This is a genomic window from Paraflavitalea soli, from assembly GCF_003555545.1.
GTDB classification, from domain to species: Bacteria; Bacteroidota; Bacteroidia; order Chitinophagales; family Chitinophagaceae; genus Paraflavitalea; species Paraflavitalea soli.
Genome location: NZ_CP032157.1, coordinates 3,535,358 through 3,556,439, shown reverse-complemented (window position 1 = coordinate 3,556,439; position 21,082 = coordinate 3,535,358). Strand labels below are relative to the sequence as shown.

At 49.1% G+C, this 21,082-nt stretch carries 12 protein-coding genes; 11 read left to right on the top strand and 1 reads right to left on the bottom strand.

What is annotated here, in order from left to right; all coding sequences use genetic code 11:
* Positions 1-46: 46 nt before the first annotated feature.
* The 11 genes from D3H65_RS12985 to D3H65_RS12930 all read left to right on the top strand — a co-directional run bounded on the left by D3H65_RS12985 (position 47) and on the right by D3H65_RS12930 (position 18,643).
* Complete coding sequence (locus D3H65_RS12985) at positions 47-532, top strand: MarR family winged helix-turn-helix transcriptional regulator (protein WP_119050725.1); 486 nt, start codon at positions 47-49, stop codon at positions 530-532.
* A 19-nt stretch (positions 533-551) separates the two neighbouring features.
* Complete coding sequence (hutH, locus tag D3H65_RS12980) at positions 552-2,114, top strand: histidine ammonia-lyase (protein ID WP_119050724.1); 1,563 nt, start codon at positions 552-554, stop codon at positions 2,112-2,114.
* A gap of 20 nt (positions 2,115-2,134) precedes the next feature.
* On the top strand, positions 2,135-3,823 hold the full coding sequence (gene hutU / locus D3H65_RS12975) for a urocanate hydratase (RefSeq protein WP_119050723.1): 1,689 nt from the start codon (positions 2,135-2,137) through the stop codon (positions 3,821-3,823).
* A 401-nt stretch (positions 3,824-4,224) separates the two neighbouring features.
* Positions 4,225-6,459 (top strand): bifunctional alpha,alpha-trehalose-phosphate synthase (UDP-forming)/trehalose-phosphatase, encoded by a 2,235-nt coding sequence (locus D3H65_RS12970; RefSeq protein WP_119050722.1) that lies wholly within the window; start codon positions 4,225-4,227, stop codon positions 6,457-6,459.
* Complete coding sequence (locus D3H65_RS12965; RefSeq protein ID WP_211345673.1) at positions 6,446-8,224, top strand: glycoside hydrolase family 15 protein; 1,779 nt, start codon at positions 6,446-6,448, stop codon at positions 8,222-8,224. Before D3H65_RS12970 ends, D3H65_RS12965 begins: the two co-directional genes overlap by 14 nt.
* Before the next feature lie 29 nt (positions 8,225-8,253).
* Positions 8,254-8,571 (top strand): hypothetical protein, encoded by a 318-nt coding sequence (locus D3H65_RS12960; RefSeq protein WP_119050720.1) that lies wholly within the window; start codon positions 8,254-8,256, stop codon positions 8,569-8,571.
* A 212-nt stretch (positions 8,572-8,783) separates the two neighbouring features.
* Positions 8,784-9,440, top strand: a complete 657-nt coding sequence (locus D3H65_RS12955) for a carbonic anhydrase family protein (protein ID WP_119050719.1) — start codon at positions 8,784-8,786, stop codon at positions 9,438-9,440.
* 101 nt (positions 9,441-9,541) lie between these two features.
* A complete protein-coding gene (hutI, locus tag D3H65_RS12950) occupies positions 9,542-10,783 on the top strand; it encodes an imidazolonepropionase (protein ID WP_119050718.1) in 1,242 nt (413 codons plus the stop codon).
* Between the two features lie 192 nt (positions 10,784-10,975).
* On the top strand, positions 10,976-12,994 hold the full coding sequence (locus D3H65_RS12940) for a site-specific recombinase (protein ID WP_119050717.1): 2,019 nt from the start codon (positions 10,976-10,978) through the stop codon (positions 12,992-12,994).
* 88 nt (positions 12,995-13,082) lie between these two features.
* On the top strand, positions 13,083-14,135 hold the full coding sequence (locus D3H65_RS12935) for a formimidoylglutamase (RefSeq protein WP_119050716.1): 1,053 nt from the start codon (positions 13,083-13,085) through the stop codon (positions 14,133-14,135).
* 266 nt (positions 14,136-14,401) lie between these two features.
* The gene (locus D3H65_RS12930; RefSeq protein WP_119050715.1) at positions 14,402-18,643 is read left to right on the top strand and encodes a cache domain-containing protein; all 4,242 of its coding nucleotides are present in this window, start codon (positions 14,402-14,404) and stop codon (positions 18,641-18,643) included.
* Here the strand turns inward: D3H65_RS12930 and D3H65_RS12925 are convergent.
* The gene (locus tag D3H65_RS12925) at positions 18,640-20,877 is read right to left on the bottom strand and encodes a patatin-like phospholipase family protein (RefSeq protein WP_119050714.1); all 2,238 of its coding nucleotides are present in this window, start codon (positions 20,875-20,877) and stop codon (positions 18,640-18,642) included. The two genes, D3H65_RS12930 and D3H65_RS12925, sit on opposite strands and share 4 nt — an antisense overlap.
* Between the last annotated feature and the right edge of the window lie 205 nt (positions 20,878-21,082).

Below are 21,082 nucleotides of genomic sequence, written 5' to 3'. Positions count from 1 at the left end.
AACTTTCCCGTAAATTCCTATATTTGTATAAGTACTTATACAATTTATGAACTTCTACGAATCCCTCGGTTTTCTCGTCTTCGGCAGCCGCCTGCGGCGCCTCAGTGAAACATTCCTGGGCGATGTGAACCGCATTTACAGCGCCCACGACCTGAAATTTGACGCCGCCTGGTTTCCCGTATTCTACATCCTTTCCCGTAAAGAATCCGTTTCTATCAGGGATATCGCCGATGAACTGGTCATTTCCCATTCTTCCGTCAGCCAGCTGGTAAGCGCCTTGCAGCAAAAAGGACTGGTTAAGACCACCACCGCTGCCGACGATGCCCGCCGCAAAGTGGTGGAGTTTACTGCCAAAGGAAAAAAACTACAACAACAGATAGCCCCCGTATGGACCGCTTTGTCGCAAGCCATGGAAGAACTGGTAAATGAAGGCCGTCACAGTAAAGTATTGCTAAAGGCCATTGGTGAAGTGGAGGCAGGCATCGCACAGCAAAGCCTTTTTGACCGGGTAGAACGCATTATGAATCCTTAACGATCCTTAACTATTGATCATGGCTACAGCATTTGAATATGGTATTGATACATTAACAACAGGCAAGGCCCTGGCTCTTGCCCAGGGTACCATGAAAGGCATCCTGAGCACAGCAGCGCGCAAGCGCATCACCGCCAGCCAGCAGCAGGTACAGCAAATTGTAGACGAAAATAAAACTGTGTACGGTGTCAATACCGGCTTTGGCATCCTGGCCAATGCGAAGATATCAGAAGAAGATACCCGTACCCTCCAGCACAAGATATTGCAAAGCCATAGCGTAGGCGTCGGCGATCCCATTCCGGCGGAAATCGCCAAGCTGATGCTTATCACCAAAATGCAGGCATTGGCCAAAGGCTATTCCGGTGTACAATTACAAACCCTGGAGCGTATCAACTGGCATATAGAACAGGATGTAATTCCCATCGTGCCTGAAAAGGGTAGTGTAGGTGCTTCCGGCGACCTCGCCCCCCTCGCTCATTTATTCCTCCCCCTGATCGGTCTGGGAGAAGTCCTGTACAAAGGCGTGCGGTACAAAGCAGCCGATGTGCTGCAGCAGTTTGGCGTGGCGCCCATCCAGCTGGGCCCCAAAGAAGGACTGGCATTGATCAATGGCACCCAGTTTATTTTATCCTTTGCCATAAAAGCGGTGGAGCGTATGCACCATTGCCTCGAAGTAGCCGATATCATTGGCGCTATGAGCCTGGAAGCCCTCACCGGCACACAGGCCCCTTTCGATGAGCGCCTGCACCAGCTGCGGCCCTATGCGGGTACACAACTGGTCGCTCAGCGCCTGCGTTTGCTGCTCCATGATTCCGCCATCATGCAAAGCCATGTGGATTGTGGCCGCGTGCAGGACCCCTATAGTCTGCGTTGTATGCCCCAGGTACATGGCGCTTCCCGCAATGCCTGGTTGCATTTGAAGGAACTCACGGAAATAGAATTGAATTCAGTAACCGATAATCCCATTATCCTGGCGGCTGATGATACCATCAGCGGGGGCAACTTCCATGGCCAGCCCCTGGCATTACCATTGGACTATGCCTGCTTTGCCGCTGCGGAGATCGGTAATATTGCCGACCGCCGCTGTTATCTCCTGCTGGAAGGCAAATGGGGCCTGCCCATGTTGCTTATGAAAAATGTGGGCCTCAACAGCGGTTTCATGATCCCGCAATACACCACCGCTGCCCTCGTCACAGAAAACAAAACCCTGTGTTTCCCGGCCAGTGCCGATAGCATTCCTACTTCCCTCGGGCAGGAAGACCATGTAAGCATGGGCAGCATCAGCGGCAGGAAGCTGAATAAAGTACTGGACAACCTGGAATACATACTGGCTATTGAATTGTTGAGCGCCTGCCAGGCCATAGAGTTCCGCCATCCCCTCAAGAGCAGCGCCATCCTCGAGTTTGCCCATGATCAGGTGCGCAGGCAGGTGAGCTTTGCCGAAGAGGACAGGATCTTTGCCGATGATATCAACAAGATCAAGGCCATCATCACCGATTATTCATTTGTAGAAGCCGTGAATACCTATACCCACCTGGCCGGTGTGGAATTGAATAAAGGATACGAAGCCTTTGGAATTTAATTACCGATAAAACGAGTCATATGCAACATACAGCAACACGCAAATACGATCCCGTGAAGTATAAAACGCCCACGGGTGATCAACTGCATTGTAAAGGTTGGATACAGGAAGCGGCCCTGCGTATGCTGCTCAATAACCTCGATCCGCAGGTAGCCGAAAGACCTGATGACCTGATCGTATACGGTGGCCGCGGTAAAGCAGCCCGTAATTTTGAGGCCCTCGACCTCATCATCAAAGGACTGAAAGACCTGGAAAATGATGAGACCCTCCTCATCCAAAGCGGCAAGCCCGTCGGCATACTCAAAACACATCCAGACACTCCCCGCATATTGATCTCCAACTCGCAACTGGTGCCCCGCTGGGCTACCTGGGAACACTTTGATGAACTGGAAAAGAAAGGCCTGATGATGTATGGGCAAATGACCGCAGGCTCCTGGATCTACATCGGATCGCAGGGCATTGTGCAGGGCACGTATGAAACTTATGCGGCAGCTGCCCACAAACATTTTGGTGGTACCCTCAAAGGGACCCTCAATGTTACGGCAGGATTGGGTGGCATGGGTGGCGCTCAGCCCCTGGCCATTACCATGAACGAAGGCGTGGCCCTTATTGCCGAAGTGGAGAAATGGCGTATTGAGAAAAGACTGGAAACAAAATACCTCGATCTGCTGATGGAAGATATTGACGAGGCTATCGATCGCGCCCTGGCTGCCAAACAAAAAGGCGAAGTGCTCTCCATCGGCGTATGTTGTAACGCCGTAACCTTACTGGAGAGATTAATAGAAAGAAAGGTCATACCTGATACACTCACCGATCAAACTTCGGCACACGATCCCCTTATCGGCTACTGGCCGCATACGATCAGTTATGAACAGGCGAAAGTGCTGCGCGAACAAAACCCCAAGCAATACACGGACCTGGCCTACGACTCCATGTGCCGCCATGTAGAACTGATGCTGCAATTGCAACAACTGGGCGCCATCACCTTCGATTATGGCAATAATATCCGCGCAAGGGCGCAGGAAAGAGGTTTGCAAAATGCTTTCGATTTCCCGGGCTTTGTACCCGCTTATATACGTCCCCTGTTTTGTGAAGGCAAGGGACCCTTCCGCTGGGCTGCGCTTAGTGGTGATCCGGCTGATATTGCCGTGACCGACCAGGTGATCAGTGAAATGTTCCCCGGGAACAAGTCCTTACAACGCTGGCTCAAACTGGCCAAAGAAAAGATCGCTTTCCAGGGATTGCCTGCCCGCATTTGCTGGCTGGGACAAGGCGAGCGTGAAAAGGCAGGACTGGCTTTCAATGAACTGGTAAGGACCGGTAAAGTGAAAGCACCCATTGTCATAGGTCGTGATCACCTCGATACCGGTTCCGTAGCATCACCCAACCGTGAAACAGAAGCGATGATGGATGGCAGTGATGCCGTGGCCGACTGGCCATTGCTCAATGCCCTGGTCAATACAGCCGGCGGCGCCTCCTGGGTGAGTTTACACCACGGTGGTGGGGTAGGGATGGGCTATAGTATCCATGCCGGTATGGTCATTGTGGCCGATGGTACAGAGGCTGCCGCCGCCCGTCTGAGCCGTGTATTACGTAACGATCCGGGTATGGGTGTTATCCGTCATGCCGATGCCGGTTATGATACCGCCAAAGAGACAGCGGCTGAACATGGATTGGATATACGAACACGATTAAACGACACGGAATAAAATCTCCAAAATAGGTAGTTAGAGAAAAGTTAAAAGATGCAGAGCCCCTTTTAAGGGGGCTTTTGTATTTGTTACAGCTCGTAGCTACGGATTTCTGTCATAGCAAACGTATTGCCGATTGCCGCCTTACGATTGCCGTTCTGTCCACAATCTTCCACATTTTAATAGTATTGTAATGTCATTATAAGACCCGCCTAATACCCTCCTTTTACTTTTGTCCCCGGCGGGATTATTTCCTCACATCCCTACTGATGCCTGTTATCAACAGGTTGGGCCATATTATATTAAGCTGTTGTATAGCAATTTGTTGGTTTGCGGTATCAATTACCCAAACTGGCCTCTTTTTTGAAAACCTATTGAGTAATCATTTCATTTAATCCGCACCCCTAATTTTTTTTCATATGGGTAGACTTATAATTGTTTCAAACAGGTTGCCGTTTTCCGTTGATCGCGACGGAGAACAGGTGACGATACGGCAGAGCTCCGGCGGGCTGGTATCTGCCATTAAGAGTTATTTTGAAAGCGATCAATCCGCTAATAGCGCGATTACTGAAAAAGCATGGATGGGCGTAGCCGATTTCTCCAGCGAAGATTGGGACTCGGAAGTAGCGCCCCGCATGGCCAAATATGATTTCACCTCCTATCCCTTATTTGTGGACAAGGCAGTGTACAAAGATTATTACAATGGGTTCGCCAATTCAGTGTTATGGCCCCTGTTCCATTATTTCCCTTCCTTGGTGGAATACCAGACGCATTATTATGAAGCATTTGTGCAGGTAAACAAAGCATTTGCCGACAAACTGGATGAAATTGTACAGCCCGGGGATACCGTATGGATACATGACTACCAGTTGATGTTGCTGCCCGAAATGTTGCGGGCAAAACAACCCGATATCAATATTGGTTTTTTCCTTCATATACCATTCCCCTCTTACGAGATCTTAAGACTGATGCCGGCAGAATGGAAAAATGCCATCCTGAAAGGACTGATGGGCGCCGACCTGATCGGTTTCCATACGCATGATTATGTACAGCACTTCATGCAAAGTGTAAAGATGCTGCTGGGCGTAGATAATTATTTCTACACCATGCAGTACCAGGACAGGCTTATCAAAGCCGACCTGTTTCCCATTGGCATTGATTACAAAAAGTTCCACAATGCGGCCTATGACAGCGAAGTACTGGAACTGCGCAATGATATCAAAAGGAATTTTGAGAACAAGAAGATCATCTTCTCTGTAGACAGGCTCGATTATACGAAGGGATTGATGGACAGGCTCAATGGGTTTGAATACTTCCTCCAGCAAAACCCGGAATGGATGGAAAAGATCGTCTTTGTATTGAATATTGTGCCTTCCAGAGACGAGATACCGGCTTATCTCGAAAGGAAGCGCAACATCGAAGAAAAGATCGGCACCCTCAATGGTAAGTTCTCTTCCATTAGCTGGCAGCCCGTGATCTACCGGTACAATCACCTTCCGTTCAATGAACTTTGCGCTTTGTACCAGGCTGCCGATGTGGCCCTCATCACCCCATTGCGTGATGGGATGAACCTGGTAGCCAAAGAATACGTAGCCAGCTGCACTACCCAGCGCGGTGTACTGGTATTGAGTGAGCTGGCAGGCGCTGCCAGTGAATTGAATGAAGCATTACTCGTTAATCCTACCGATGTGGTGGATGTTTCCAATGCCATTGTCAAAGCATTGAATATGCCCCTGCACGAGCAGAAGAACCGCATGGCCCTCATGCAAAAAAGACTGGCTGATTATGACGTGGTGAAATGGGTGAATGATTTCCTGGAACAACTTGTCAACATCAGGAAAGAACAACAGAAACTGGCGACCAAATCATTGGACGATAAAATATATAAACGCATACACCAGCATTACCAGAAGGCCCAGAAACGTTGCCTATTGCTGGATTATGATGGTACCCTGGTATCCTTCGCAAGGGTGCCGCAGGAAGCTGTACCCAGCAAGGAATTAAAAGAATTGTTGTACCGGCTGGCCAGTGATGAAAAGAACCATGTGGTGATCATCAGCGGACGCGATGCCGAGGTATTGGAAAAATGGCTGGGCCACTTGCCCATTACCCTCGTAGCAGAGCATGGCGCCAGTGTGAAGATGAAAAACGATGTATGGCAGCAGGCTATTCCCTCTTCTGAAAAATGGAAAGAAGAAATTCGCCCCATTATGCAAATGTTTGTAAGCAGGTGCGTGGGCTCTTTTGTGGAAGAAAAGAACAATACCATTGCCTGGCATTACAGGAATACGCCCCCCGACCTGGGATTTAGCCGCTCCCGCGAATTGATCAACAACCTGTCACTGATGGTGCAGAATACCATGCTGCAGGTGATCGATGGCAATAAAGTGATTGAAGTACGTATGTCGGGTTTTGATAAAGGCGTAATGGCCCTGCGGATCGTCAATGATCTCAACCCCGATTTTACCCTGTGTATAGGCGATGATACGACCGATGAGGATATGTTCAAAGCTTTAGGCAACAAAGCCTATAGCATTAAAGTAAGCAATGGCATTACAGCCGCACAATACACTGTGTTTTCTCAAAAGAAAGTATTGCCACTGTTAGATCAATTGATGACCCCTTTAACGGAAAATGAATATGCCGGTGCATAAATACAACATGGGCATTATAGGTAATTGTTCTTACCTGGCCTACATCGATAGCAAAGCAGACGTGAAATGGATGTGCCTTCCAAGGTTCGACAGCAGTTTCCTGTTTGGATCATTGCTGGATGAAGAAAAAGGGGGGCATTTTTCCATTGTGCCTGCTGCAGAAGATTATACCAGCCGCCAATATTATGTGCCCAATACGAATGTATTGTGTACAGAGTTTACCGCGGCCGATGGTAGTTTTGTAGTAAAGGATTGCGCACCCCGGATGACCATCCATGAACGCCAGTTCAGGCCATTGATGCTCGTGCGGAAAATAGAGTTGTTGCATGGTGATCCCGCCATCCGGGTCACCTGCGATCCGCGGGGTAATTATGGGCAGATCGTTCCCGAGACCACCACCGGCAGCAACCATATCCGTTATATGAACCTTGGCCAGCAGGTGCGCATTACCACTGATATTTCCCTGACCTATATCCTGAACAAGCAGTCATTCCTGCTCGACCAGGACCGGTATGTGGTGCTCACCTATGGCGAACCCCTGGAAGCCCCCCTGAAGGAGACCTGCGAGGAATTCCTGCGAAAGACCATTCAGCATTGGCAGTTGTGGATCAAGAGTTGCTACCTGCCCGATATTTACCAGGATGAGATCATCCGTTCGGCCCTGGTGCTCAAACTGCACCAGTATGAAGATACCGGCGGCATCATCGCATCCGGCACTACCAGCTTACCGGAATTTCACGACAGCACCCGCAACTGGGATTACCGCTTTTGCTGGTTCCGTGATGCTCACTATACATTACGCGCCTTTAACCAGATCGGTCACTTCGAAGAACTGGAGAAGTATTTCGATTTTGTGCACAATATCCTGACCAATGCCGGCGCTTCCCTGCAGCCTTTGTATTCAATAGCAGGAGAGAAGGACCTGGAAGAGATCACCATTGACCTCAACGGATACCTGGGCAATAAACCTGTGCGTATTGGCAATAAAGCCTACGTGCAGGTGCAGCATGATGTGTACGGACAAGTGTTGGTAAGCCTGTTGCCCCTCTATACCGACAAGCGGCTCACCTTCATGCGCAAAAACAGTTACCGCAGCATCGTACCCTGGCTGCTGGACCAGATAGAGCGCACCCTTACCATGCCCGATTCCGGCTTGTGGGAATTCCGTAACCAGGTGCAGGTGCATACCTATACCTTATTGTTTCACTGGGCGGGCGCCAAAGCAGCCTATAAGATCGGCGCTGTCTTCAATGATATGGCACTCATGCGGAAGGCGCAGGATATTGCCACGGCTGCCAACAAACTCCTGGAACAGGCGTACGATAAAGAGCGGAAAGTATATCCCCAGGCTATTGGTACCCCCAACCTGGATGCCAGCACCCTGTCCATGGTTACCATGAATTACCTAGATCACAATTCGCCCAGGGCCAGGGATCATATTGCCGCCCTGGAAAAAGAACTGCTGGCCGATCATGGTCTTTTTTACAGGTATAAACACTATGATGATTTTGGTTTCCCCGAAACGACCTTCCTGGTATGCGCCTTTTGGTATGTGGATGCCCTGGCCTGCGTGGGTCGTACAGACGATGCCATCAGGAACCTCGATAAATTGTTGGGGTTTAGCAATCACCTGGGCATTTTCAGCGAGGATGTACATGTCGATGGTTCTCAATGGGGCAATTTCCCACAAACCTATAGTCATGTGGGCCTGATCAATGCCGCATTCCGCATTGCCAGGAAAGTGGATAAAGTGGATTTTCTGTGATAGTCGGATTCCCCTATTTTTACAACCCAATGCGTAAACTGGTGACCATATTACAGGTGATGTGCTTCGGCTTACTGCTGACGATAAACCTGTATCGCCTGGTATCGGCCATCAAAGTCGATTGCACCGATATGGAAACCGTTGTAGGTTTTGCAGATACAGAAGAAGTTAAAAATACGGCTGATACCAAAGCCTTTATGGTGGAGCAGGAATTCCACACCAATATCGTTGGCCTGTTGATGCCGGAAGAAAGTGCAGCCTGGTATATCCACCATACCACCGAATTGCCCTGGCAACATGGTGACGCTCTATTGCTGCCTCCGGAATGCCCTTCCCGTCTTTCCTGACTTAGTCGGCTATCTCTCAATATCGTTTATCATTTCAATTATCGGATGTCGGCGTTTATTCCGTTCCACGGTGAGCCTGCCGGCTGTCAGAGCCTGTCGAAGTCGTCTAAAGGAGCTTGTCAAAGGATATCGAAGCTACGCTCGTTGCCTCATTGCCTTATGCCTCGATGCCTTTTTGTCTTCATTAAATAATCAATAAAGAATCATTTACAATGAGAACCCATAGCAAAGAAACACAGACCACCACCACACCACAAATGGCATTACAGTTTTTAAAGGAAGGCAATGCCCGGTTTATGAATAACCTCAAAATGAACCGCAATCTGTTGGAACAGGTGAATGACACCAAAGAAGGCCAATGGCCTTTCGCTGTCATCCTGAGCTGCATCGACAGCCGTACTTCGGCCGAACTGATCTTCGACCAGGGCCTGGGTGATGTTTTCAGCGTGCGTATCGCAGGCAATGTGATCAACGAAGATATCCTGGGCAGCATGGAGTTTGCCTGCAAAGTAGCCGGTTCCAAATTGATCGTGGTGCTGGGACATTCCAAGTGCGGTGCTATCAAGGGGGCTTGTAACCATGTGGAACTGGGAAACCTCACCGGGTTACTGGAAAAGGTGCAGCCTGCCATCGAAAAGGTGAAAGAACAACAGGGAAGCGATGACGTAAATCCACAATTCATCGAAGCCGTAGCACATGTCAATACTTTGCATACAATGGATGCCGTGTTAAAACGTAGCCCCATATTAAAAGAGATGTATGAAAATGGGGAAATAGGCATTGCAGCAGGGTATTATAGTGTTGAAACAGGAGAAGTGAAGTTCATCAAAGAAAAGGTATTAGGCCCATTGGCGGTAGCCACTTATTAATAGTAGCAATAACATCGCACAACAATAGATCACCGGCCAGGCTGCAACAGTAGCCTGGCCGGTTGCTTTCATACATCTTACATCTTTATTATCTTTAGGCCATGGCTTCATTACTCATTACAAATATCCGTCAGCTGGTCAATGTCCGTGAGCAAACGGCCGTATTGCGCGGTAGTCAGCTGGCACAGCTTCCCTGTATTGACAACGCTTACCTCATCATAGAAGACGATACCGTGGCTGGCCATGGCCGCATGGAAGACGTGCCCAAAGGAAAGTTCTCGTCCACCCATACATTCGATGCTGCAGGCGGCAGTGTTTTACCGGCCTGGTGCGATAGCCACACCCACACCGTATTTGCCGCCAGCCGGGAAGAAGAGTTTGTGTACAAGATCAGGGGTATGAGTTATGCCGACATTGCTGCCAAAGGCGGTGGTATTTTAAACTCTGCCCGTAAACTGAACGATGCCCCCGAAGACCTGTTGTTTAACCAGGCATGGGCACGCCTGGACGAGCTCAGTAAACTGGGCACCGGCGCTATTGAGATCAAAAGTGGATATGGGTTGACGGTGGAAGGGGAATTGAAGATGCTGCGGGTAATCAAAAAACTGAAAGAAAGATCAGGTTTATCCATCAAAGCTACTTTTCTCGGCGCGCATACCTACCCGCAGGAATACAAATCCAATCACCAGGGATATATTGACAGTATCATCAAGGACATGCTGCCCGTGATCGCCCGGGAAAAACTGGCCGATTACATTGATGTCTTTTGTGAAGAAGGATTCTTCTCTCCCGAAGAAACAGCATTGATCTGTAAAGCTGGCATGGCCCATGGACTGAAACCTAAGATCCACGCCAATCAACTACACCTTTCACAAGGCACACAGGTGGGGGTAAAACTCGGCGCCATCAGTGTGGACCATTTAGAAACAATGGATGAGGATGCTATTCAGGCATTGGCCCATTCCAATACCATTGGCACCTTGCTGCCAACTGCTGCCTTTTTCCTGCGCATGCCTTTTCAACCGGCACGCGCCCTCATCGATGCAGGCTGCGCCATTGCCCTGGCCAGCGACTTTAATCCCGGTTCATCACCCAGTGGCAATATGAACCTGGTGGTGGCCATGAGTTGTATCCAAATGAAAATGCTGCCTGAGGAAGCCATCAATGCCGCTACCCTCAACGGGGCCTATGCCATGGAATTGGGTCAGGAACTGGGGAGTATTACCATCGGCAAAAAAGCCAGCCTGATCCTTACAAAGCCCATTCCTTCCCTGGCTTATTACCCCTATGCTTTTGGCTCCAACCTCATTGATAAAGTAATGATAAAAGGCGAATGGCTGTAATTTGTTGTATATTCATTTCCAATCTCAGAGCTTGTCCCTGCTATGGGCTGAGCCTGTCCAGGCAATAGAATTGCCGACTGCCGATTGCCGATTGCTGATTGCTGATTGCCGACTGCCGATTGCCGACTGCCGACTATGAACTACTTATGGCAATCTTAAAGTTGAAAAAAATCAGACTATTTATACTATCAAATGAAGATCCGGAAGAAAAAGAAAGTCGATCCATTTACCCAGTTCCTGGAAAACAAAACATCGGTCTCGCTCAAAGACCGGGAGACCGCTTTGGATTACCTGGTCGCCTTCATGCGCCTTATTCGTCCCAAAACCGATAAGCCCGGAGAGGCTGTACAAAACTTTGGCAAGACCGTGTTCTTCCTCCAGGAAAATCCTGCTGTAGTGAGTGAACTGCGTATTGCCATCCTGGCACAGCTCATCAATAGCAACCTGCTGCCCCTCCTTACCGAAAGCGGCATCACCGTGTCGCGGGGCGCCGGCCGCGAACTCTATGCCCGCTTCAAACATAAGCTCCTGCCTGCCTTGCAGGACCCCAATGATTTCCTATATGCAATGGACCGTATGTTTTACCGCAAGAACGATTATGAATGGGTAGAACAAATTGGGCACAACCTTTGGGTGCAATTCTTCGAAATGATAGGATTATCGTTTCATGGGCGCGAGCCTGTGATCACCCGGCAGGCATTGGTTGCCTTGCAGGTCCTGTCGGCAGGGGTGGCGCAACTGGGTTGGGAAAATGCCATTGTAAAAAATGCCCCTTTCAAAGAAGCACAGGATGACAATCCCTTTGCTGTGCAACAATACCTGGTGTATGAGTTGAAAGAGTTATTGCAGAACAATGGTTCACACGAAGCTGTGCGTACCTTGTTGCAACGCATCAGGCAGGTGTTTGAGGAAGATCTGCAAGTGGTACAGTACATCCGTGATCAGACCGCCGAAAGAGGCGCCAGCCTATCCCAGACCTTTATCCTCTTCCAGCTGGAGCAGAAACTGGACCGCATGCAACTGGTGCTCGAAATAGTAGATGTAGACCAGCAGATGGATACTTCCCGTCTGGCCAGTCTCTTTATGAAGGTGATCCGCTATGAGAACCGGAAGAACAGTGTGTGGGAGTTCCTTTCGCAGACCACTGGTTACCTGGCGTACCAGATAGCCGAACATAAAACAAAGAAGGGCAATAAGTATATTACCTCCTCTCCGTTAGAATACTGGAAAATGATCGGGAGCGCCATGTGGGGCGGCTTCATAGTGTGTTTTGTGGCCATCTTCAAAATATTGCTGGGCAAGGTGCATATGGCGCCTTTCTGGCATGGCTTTGTATACAGCGTTAACTATAGCGTGGGTTTTGTGGCTATTGAAGAAACCAAATCTACCCTGGCTACCAAACAACCCGCTTTTACTGCCAGTGCGGTGGCCGGCACCCTCGATACGCGCAAAGGCGATAATACCCCCAATCTGTACAATCTGGCGGTGACCGTATCCAAAGTATCGCGCAGCCAGATGGCCTCTTTCATAGGCAACCTTATTATCGTATTTCCGGTTACCTTTCTGCTGGCATGGCTCTATGATATTTGCTTTGGTAAGCCCATGGTAGGTGGTGAAGTTGCCATGAAACTACTGGAGGCCCAGCATCCCTGGCATAGCCTTTCCCTGTTATACGCCTGCAACACCGGTGTATTCCTCTTTCTCAGCGGCATCATTGCTGGTTATGTACAGAACAAGGTCAACTATGGCCGTATTGGCCGCCGGTTAACAGCCCACCCTTTCCTGCGGCAGTATGTTTCGAAGACCCGCTTACAGCGTATTGCCCATTACCTCGAGGGACATGCCGGTAGCCTGGCAGGAAATATCTCCCTGGGTTTCTTTCTCGGCATGGCCACTACCGCCGGCGACCTGTTTGGCATTGGCTTCGATATACGGCATATTACCATTGCCGCCGCCAATACTTCCATTGGTTTGTATGGTGTAGGCTGGAATAATGTATCTTTCAGTTATATGGCCATCGTGGTATGTGGCGTACTGGGCATTGGCTTCCTGAACTTCCTGGTGAGTTTTTCACTGGCATTCATCGTGGCTGTACGTTCCAGAGGTATCAAACTGCGGGATTACCCCGAATTTCTGGGAATATTGTGGAAGTTTTTCCGTTCCCATCCCCTTGATTTTTTCAGACCGAGAAGAAGATTAACGCCCAACTGATAAACCTCCCTGCCAGCCATTCCAGCAGTAGGAAGTCTGGGGCAAACCGGCTGTTATATTCTGGATTCTGTATTCTAAATTCTCTTCCATGAAGCACTTCAAGTTTTACGATAAGCAAGATGTACTGTCTCTTACCAAGCTGCGAAAATTCGAGACCAGGATGGGTGAAAGTATACAGGTGATCGTCGATAAATCGCAACTGGAAACTTCCCTCGCACAATCAACTGCTGCCTATGTATTGATCGGCATTCCCGAAGATATTGGCGTGCGGGCCAACCATGGGGTAGGGGGCACCGATTCTATCTGGATTCCCTTCTTGTCGGCATTCTTAAATATCCAGAGCAATGATTTTCTCCTGGGCGATGATATCCTGTTACTGGGCCATTTTGATTTTGGCGACCTTAAATACCTCATCGAACAGAATGCCCACGGCTATGAAGAAAAAGTGGATGCCTACCGCCATGCCGTGATCACCATTGATGAAGAAGTAGAAGAGTTGACCAAAATAATTACTTCCCACAAAAAGGTACCTATTATAATCGGAGGAGGCCACAACAATGCTTATCCCCTCATTAAAGGCGCTGCCAAAGGATTGCACAAAGCCGGCCTTTTGCCGCTTGCGCAGATCAACAGCATTAACCTCGATGCCCATTCCGATTTCCGGCCCGCAGAAGGCCGCCACAGCGGTAATGGCTTTCGGTATGCCGAAGAAGATGGCTACCTGCAGAAGTATTGTATTGTGGGCCTGCATGAGAGCTACCTGCCCCAGAACGTATGGCTCGACATTGTTAACAACCCTTTCCTCGACTTCATTACCTACGAAGATATCTTTGTGCACGAAAAGCGCAACTTCATACAGGCAGTAGCCCATGCTGCCGGTTTTACGGATGACAATTATACCGGCATCGAGCTCGACCTGGATTGTATAGAACATACTTTGTCCAGTGCAATGACCCCCTCGGGTATCCTGCCCCTTCATGCCCGTCAATACCTCACCTTTACCGGTGCCAATTGCGATGTAGCCTACCTGCATATCTGCGAAGGCGCTACCCAACTGGCCGATGGCCGTAAGGACGATAGTACAGGTAAGCTCGTGAGCTACCTGGTAAGTGACTTTGTAAAGGGTCGTAACAACGCCTGATAACGGATGTCAGGCTATTAATGTATGTCAGGCTGAGTCCCGCAGAGCGGGATAAACTCTGTCGAAGCCGTCCAAAGGCGACTAACAAAGCTGTATTTCGCTCGTAGCCCGCAGCTCGTAGCTCGCAGCTTGTATTTTGTCATCTTCTAATATTTGTCTATCTTTCAGTGTAAGCAATCCCCGCCGCGCACTTCTCCTTTTTTATGGCTATCTGTACCCACCGGTTAATGATGTGATCCTGTACCTGGAACTTTATCAGACAGCCTATGTACAAAATCTTCAAGCCGCTTTCCGATTTCTTCGGACAGTTTATTAAGCGTTATGCGCCAGCCTTTATAACGTTGATCGTTATTGCAGGGGCTTTTTATTTTTACTCGAATGTCATCATCAAACAAAATGAACGCACCATCCGCGAAAGGTCATTCCGTGGATTGAATCGCATGGGAAGCAATATCCGGGAGAAGATCCAATTGTATGCGGAGAAGAACAGCATCAACTTTCTGAAGGAGGTCAAAGATATGCCCGATAGCCTGCGTAAGCGGGCCATCGATCCTGCTATTACCCGTATCGAAGAAGAATATGGCTTACGGCAGTTCAGGGATTCCGGTGTGTCGGGTAAACAAGCTGATTTTTCCCTGGAGCACTTGAACGAGTGGGAGATCATTTTTAATACCGGTGCAGCTATCCGGGCAGGTGCACCCGTCACCGGCTTTATCAGGTCTTTCCTGCGCCGCGACCTGTTTAATCATTATTTCCTGGCCCATAATGATACCGTATTGTTCGACGAGATCAACCTCTCCCATGATACCCTTACTACCATTGCCAGGGGAAGGTTGGTGAAGGATACCCTTAGCAAACAAACGACCAAAGAGTTCGGTGCTATTGAGCAGGTGGAAACCGGCGGTAAAAAATATAAGTTATTCATGGTTCCCTTTACCGTAAAGGGCGATCATCATTTTGTGATCGGCGGCTATATGCCCGTGGAAGATTACCTCGATGAGAGCCGTTATATTCCCGGCAATGCCATCTTATGGCTGGTATTGGGCATCGTGCTCGTGATCCTCATGTTTCCCTTGCTGAAAGTGTTTTTGATGACCCGGGCCGAGCCACTCCTGGCCAGGAATGTGCTTACTTCGCTGATCTCTGTGCATCTTATGGGGTCCATTGTCATTATTATCCTGGTCAACCTATATGCCTATTATTTCCTGATCAGGAAACCTGCTGATGAACAATTGAGAACCCTCACGGCCGGTATACAAAAAACCTTCCTGTCGGAAATAAAAGATGCCCTGGCCGAAATGGACCTTGATGAGCGTGAATTACTCAAGCTCATCAACCAGCAAGGTGGTTTGCCAAACAATCATTACCCCGATCTCTATGTCCCGCTAGGAGCATCGGACTACCGGATAGACCATACCGGTACTGATCAACCTTATAAGGCCGATCTGCCGTATAAGCCCGATTCCCTGGGAAGCAGGTACCGTTATTTTGAGCAAATTGTATGGACGGATAGCAACGGAATGCAGGCTATACGGTGGACCAACAATCCCTTTGTGCCCAGTAAAGTGGATGTGCGCAACCGCGATTATTTCCAGGCAGTAGACCAGGGCGCCTTATTGCGCAGGGATAACCAGGAATATTTTTTGACCGCAGTTTCTTCCTGGGTATCCCAGCAAAAGCTGGCCATTATTGCCCGTCCCAGCCGTTTGAAGGAGTTGCTGCAAAACAGCGGTATCATTAAAGATTCCGCCCTTCGCAAAAAGCTCTTACCTACCCTGGGTAGCATGCAAATGATCTCCATGAGCACCCCCCTGCGTTCCATCTTCAACCCGTTACTTCCTTATGGGTTTGGCTTTTGCCTGGTGGATGCACGCGGCAATGTGCTTTTCCATTATGATGAGAACAGGAGCCTGAATGAGAACCTGGTGGAGGAGTCCAACGATAATGTAAAACTGTCTTCCCTGCTCACCACCGGCGCTGCCGGTTATTTCAATGCCCATTATACCGGGAGCAACCACCGGTTTTATGCCCAGCCCGTAGACCGCATGCCTTATTACCTGGTTACTTTTTATGACATTGAGAACAACTGGAACCAGGATCTCGATATCATGAGCGCCAGCTCCATCCTCGTATTGATCAATATGGGTATCATATTGCTGCTGGTACTCATTACCCGCATACTTAGTTTCAGGAGGCTGTCCAGGTCCATCCTTTTTATCTGGGTAGAGCCTAAACTTCACCGGGGCAATGCTTATCTTAAAGCTGCTGCCTCTTTTGTGTTGGCTTCCTTATTGCTCTTCCTGTTTTCCTTTTATTCCAATAAGCCCGATGAATTGTACCTGCTGGGCATTTCCCTGGGCTTCACCCATATCCTCATTGTCTATTCCTATTATGTCTATACCAGGGCCGATATGGAAAAGGACAGGATAGCCGGCACCATGGCCGCGCGGTTACGGCGCCTGGAAAAAAATAACCTCACGGTACTGATATTGATCGTCTTGTACCTGTTGGCCGGAGGACTCTTTCTGAAGCATCTTACAGAAGGCGAAGGCCAGTTTTTCTGGTCGCAGGTTGTATTGGTGATCGGCCTGTGGACCATCTCCAGGTACCTGCCTCCCAAAGGGAGAACGATCGGTAAAGGGGCTTATCGCCAATATTATTACTATTCACTTTTTGGGTTCATCCTGGCAACCGCTATTGTGCCCACTTTGCTGTTCTTCTCCCTTTCCTTCCGTGAAGAACAGAAGCTCGCCGTTAAATACCAGCAGTTGGATTTCGTCAATACACTTCTGTACAAAAAGCCTTACCGCTTTTATAAACATGACACCTCCTGGGATGTATCATATCGTTTCCCTTTTCATTACAATTACCTGGCCGATACCATTGTGCGCGATACGGTGACCGATACGCTGAAGAGGGCTATTACGGGCTTTGGCAAACTATACAATGTTATCAAGCCCTCATTTTCCGTCTATGCCAAAAGGATCGAATACCTGAATGGTGAAGACTCTATGATGGGCAATTTTACCTGGGAGGATTCCTTGTATGCCAATTCCCTGCGGTTCAGGATCGATATCTTGAAAACCAAAACCTATGCGGAAGGTGACCACCGTATTTTGGCCGTCAAGAAAATGCATCCCGTTTCTCACCTGCTGGCAACCCGTTTTGCCCAGGACCCTGAAATACATATCCTGCTTATATTGATCATGGGGCTCATCCTGGCAGGCATTTACTTATTGCTGGTACAACTCATCCCCAAAGTGTTTTTCTTTAATAAGACCGACACCGCAACCCGGGAAATGATCAGCAAGACATTTATCAGGTCCCTCAATCCCGTCAACCATGTGTACGTGCTGGGGATCATCAACTCGGGTAAATACAACCTGATCCGCGCAAGCCTGCAGGCAGAGAACTATACCATCCTTCCCCTCGATATTGCTTTGTTGTTTGCAGGAGATGCCGGCAGCAAGGAGGGTAGCCTGTTTGAAAAACAATGGAAGTCGATCGTTGCTTACCTCGATAATCATAAAGACAACGAACCGGCCCTGCGGAAGACAGCGGTCGTGATCCGGCATTTTGATATGAAGATGGATGATCTGGAAGCGACAGAGCAAAAACTCAAAAGGCTGGAAATATTGCTCTCCTATAAGTACGTAAAAGTAGTAATCTCTGCCAGCAAGCATTTTGAGGCCATGCTGATCAAAGAGCCTGAAACAGCCGACAACGCCAGCAAACCAAAGAAAGATTTTACCGACCGTTGGTCCAATGTCATGAACAATTTTTGCATGTTCTACCACAAGTGGCAGTATGATGAGGAAAAGTCCGGTGCAGTGGATGCAGTGGGAGACAGGAACTATGATGTGTATTTCCTCGGCAGGAGATTGAATGATAAACTGTACAAAGAGTGTGCACACAGCGAATTCTTATATGGGTTGCTGTCACCGCTCAGGCAGTCTTTGGTGCGGGAATGGCTGGCCAGGGCTACCGTGCTGCGGGATGGACAAAGAGCCGTCAAACCCGATACCGAAGCGCTCTTTGTATCCTTTTGTGTGAAGCTGCGCGCCCTGGCCCATCATTATTACCTATCCCTTTGGCAGTCCCTCTCGGCCGAAGAGCAGCGTACTATTTATGATATTGCCAGCGATGGCTTGCTCAACCAGCGTAACCAGGATGTGGCCGATAACCTCTATGCCCTGGGCCTGTTGAGGATCAATGCCAGTGGTACCGGCTATTGGATGATGAATGAGAGCTTCCGGGGATTTGTATTGACCCGTATTGATAAGAAGGAGATCAGCAGACTGCATGATGGCACCGATCCGGGTCATAGCTGGAACCGCTTTCAGCTGCCCGTGATCCTGGTGGTGGTGGCCGTAGCCCTTTTCCTGTTCACTACCCAGCGCGACGCCTTTAATAACCTGGTCACCTACCTGGCCGCCGCCGCCGGTGGTATTGCTGCCTTGCTGCGGATACTGGATATATTCTCTGCGCCCAAAGTACCGGGGAATTAAAACGGTATTCCCAGGTTCACATACGATTGTATCTTCCGCGTTTGGTCGCAATACATCGCGCTTATTTCCAGCGGGCCCAATGCAAAATTATAAGAGAACGTGAGCGCATAACCCGAGAAGAAGTCGCGGACAGCGAAGAAGCTGCTGCTTTCTACAAAATTATTGAACAGCACATTGGCCCTTCCTGTGAGGTAAGTATTGTTGAATACCTGGTACCGGAGCCCTGCCTGCAGCGCAGCTGTGCTGGCAGAATACTCAGCTCCTTCCGGCAATCCCGCAAAGGTGATCTGGTTGCGGAATGTTTTCACCAATCCGCCGATCACAAATTCATTCAACACATTGTCCGAGTAGTTAAAATTGGCACCTGCCTGTACACTGAACAGTACCGTTGTACGCTTAGCCAGCGGTGTATAACTTTCCAGGTTGACCGTGGAACGGTAAAAACTTTGATCGCTCACCGGAATGAGGTCAGGCGGTATCTGTACACCATTCTCATAGAACCTGATGCGCGAATTTTGCGGTGCTACCCATCCCGCTTCTACATCCAGTTTAACACCCCGCTTTGGAAAAATGCTTTTGTCCAGTGAATTATGCGACAGGTAAGCAAAAGGCGTGAAGAACTTCTTACTGCCCTTGAACTCTGTTTCTGAGGATATCTTGGGGTTGTATTTCACCCATTCAAAACGGCCCCCTGCACCCACCGTGAAACTGCGCTTGGCAGAGAATTGCAGTTTGGTGCCAAGCTTAAAAAAGTTCAGGTTGTACAGCCCATCCTGTTTCGATTCAGAATAAGTACCGATGTCGAAGTTGTCGTACTGCGCATCCGTGATCACGGCTACGTTCTTGAGCCTGCCGAGGTACTGCAGGTGTTCGCCCCTTATACGGAATGTTTCTCCGATATTGACCGATACAAGACTTCTTGAATTGGGCGTAAAAAAGTTGCGGGCAGTAATATTAGCGATCAGCCCAACCCCTGTAAAACGGTTGTAATGAAGCCCCAGTTTGGCAAAGGTGAGCGGGTATTCCGTTACATCAAAGATGATCTTGGAACTGCCATCAGGCTGTGGTACCAGCGAGTAGGTGACGCGGCTGTAATACCGCGTGCCATAAGCCTGTCGCACCATATTGGCCAGTTTACGGGCTGTATAGAATTGATTGAGTTCGAAATTCATCGTATGGATAAAGAACTCAGCCGAGGTCCTGTCTACCCCATGCACTTCATGCGAGGAGATCACTACCCCATGTACATTGGGCAGGCGGTTGACCCGGGGGGGAAGCGGACCATAGATGGCATTCAGCGAGTCGGCCAGGTGTTTAAAACGGGGATATAGTTTACGCCCTTCTTCGATGCCCAGTTCCATCAGCTCTTTGGAGTCTCCAAAGCTGCCCATGGTGAACTTTTCCATTTTGAAAGGCACATAGATATCACACTGCGCCACTTCTTTTTTATTGTCTTCCGCTTCGCGGAAAAAAGCTACCTGCAGCAATATCTGGAGCGCATTGCGCACTTTTTCCGATGGCATAAGTCCCGTGGCTACATTGCTGCCGATCACAAAATCGGCCCCCATCTCCTTTACATCCTTTACCGGGAAATTGCGTACCAGGCCACCATCGATCAATTTTTTGCCATTGAATTCCACGGCCGTAAATACCGAAGGGATGGCCATGCTCGACCGTATGGCGCTGATGATCTCACCCTGGTGCATGACTACCGCCTCGCCGGTGCCTACATCCGTACCAATACACCGGAAGGGAATGCTGAAGTTGGAAAAATCCTTCTGGTTGTAAACGGGGAAAAACAGTTCGGAGAATTTAAGCCATAGTTCCTGCCCCTGCAATACCCCGCTGGGTAAGCGGAACCGGTGGTTGACCCAGGGAAGCTCGATCACATATTTGGAATACTCTTCTTTTTCTTCCATGAAGATGCTGCGCAGCGAGGATTGATTGCTGAGCAACAGGTCCCAGTCAATGCTGCTGGCTATTTTTTCAATAGAATCAGCCGAATAACCCACCGCGTACAAACTGCCGATGATACTGCCCATGCTGGTGCCGGTGATATAATCCACGTTGAGCCCCGCCGAGTCAATGGCTTTCAGGATGCCGATATGCGCCAGGCCTTTTGCTCCACCGCCGCTGAGTGTTACCCCTATCTTCGGCCGCGCAGAAGGGGTAGGTGGCTGTGCCTGGGAAAAAAGCGTGAGCAGTAAAAGGATACAGGCAAAACTGTACTTCATTGAAACATTGGGTTAGAGTGTAATTTACAATTTACGACCGCTTCTATTACAAAATAAAAGCCGTTCCGTTTAAATGGAACAGCTTTGTTTGAAAGAAAAGTTAAAATACGAGGCAACGAGGTCCCGACATTCGTCGGGAGCAAAGAGGCAACGCGTAAAAATCACCTTGTTGACTTCCCCCGGGGCCTTGTTGCCTAAAAAAGAA

Excerpts from the sequence above, each read along its gene's own strand:
- D3H65_RS12930 (WP_119050715.1), top strand. The coding sequence starts at position 14,402 with ATGTACAAAATCTTCAAGCCGCTTTCCGATTTCTTCGGACAGTTTATT.
- D3H65_RS12960 (WP_119050720.1), top strand. The coding sequence starts at position 8,254 with ATGCGTAAACTGGTGACCATATTACAGGTGATGTGCTTCGGCTTACTG.
- D3H65_RS12935 (WP_119050716.1), top strand. The coding sequence starts at position 13,083 with ATGAAGCACTTCAAGTTTTACGATAAGCAAGATGTACTGTCTCTTACC.
- hutI (WP_119050718.1), top strand. The coding sequence starts at position 9,542 with ATGGCTTCATTACTCATTACAAATATCCGTCAGCTGGTCAATGTCCGT.
- hutH (WP_119050724.1), top strand. The coding sequence starts at position 552 with ATGGCTACAGCATTTGAATATGGTATTGATACATTAACAACAGGCAAG.
- D3H65_RS12940 (WP_119050717.1), top strand. The coding sequence starts at position 10,976 with ATGAAGATCCGGAAGAAAAAGAAAGTCGATCCATTTACCCAGTTCCTG.
- hutU (WP_119050723.1), top strand. The coding sequence starts at position 2,135 with ATGCAACATACAGCAACACGCAAATACGATCCCGTGAAGTATAAAACG.
- D3H65_RS12985 (WP_119050725.1), top strand. The coding sequence starts at position 47 with ATGAACTTCTACGAATCCCTCGGTTTTCTCGTCTTCGGCAGCCGCCTG.
- D3H65_RS12965 (WP_211345673.1), top strand. The coding sequence starts at position 6,446 with ATGCCGGTGCATAAATACAACATGGGCATTATAGGTAATTGTTCTTAC.
- D3H65_RS12955 (WP_119050719.1), top strand. The coding sequence starts at position 8,784 with ATGAGAACCCATAGCAAAGAAACACAGACCACCACCACACCACAAATG.
- D3H65_RS12970 (WP_119050722.1), top strand. The coding sequence starts at position 4,225 with ATGGGTAGACTTATAATTGTTTCAAACAGGTTGCCGTTTTCCGTTGAT.
- D3H65_RS12925 (WP_119050714.1), bottom strand. The coding sequence starts at position 20,877 with ATGAAGTACAGTTTTGCCTGTATCCTTTTACTGCTCACGCTTTTTTCC.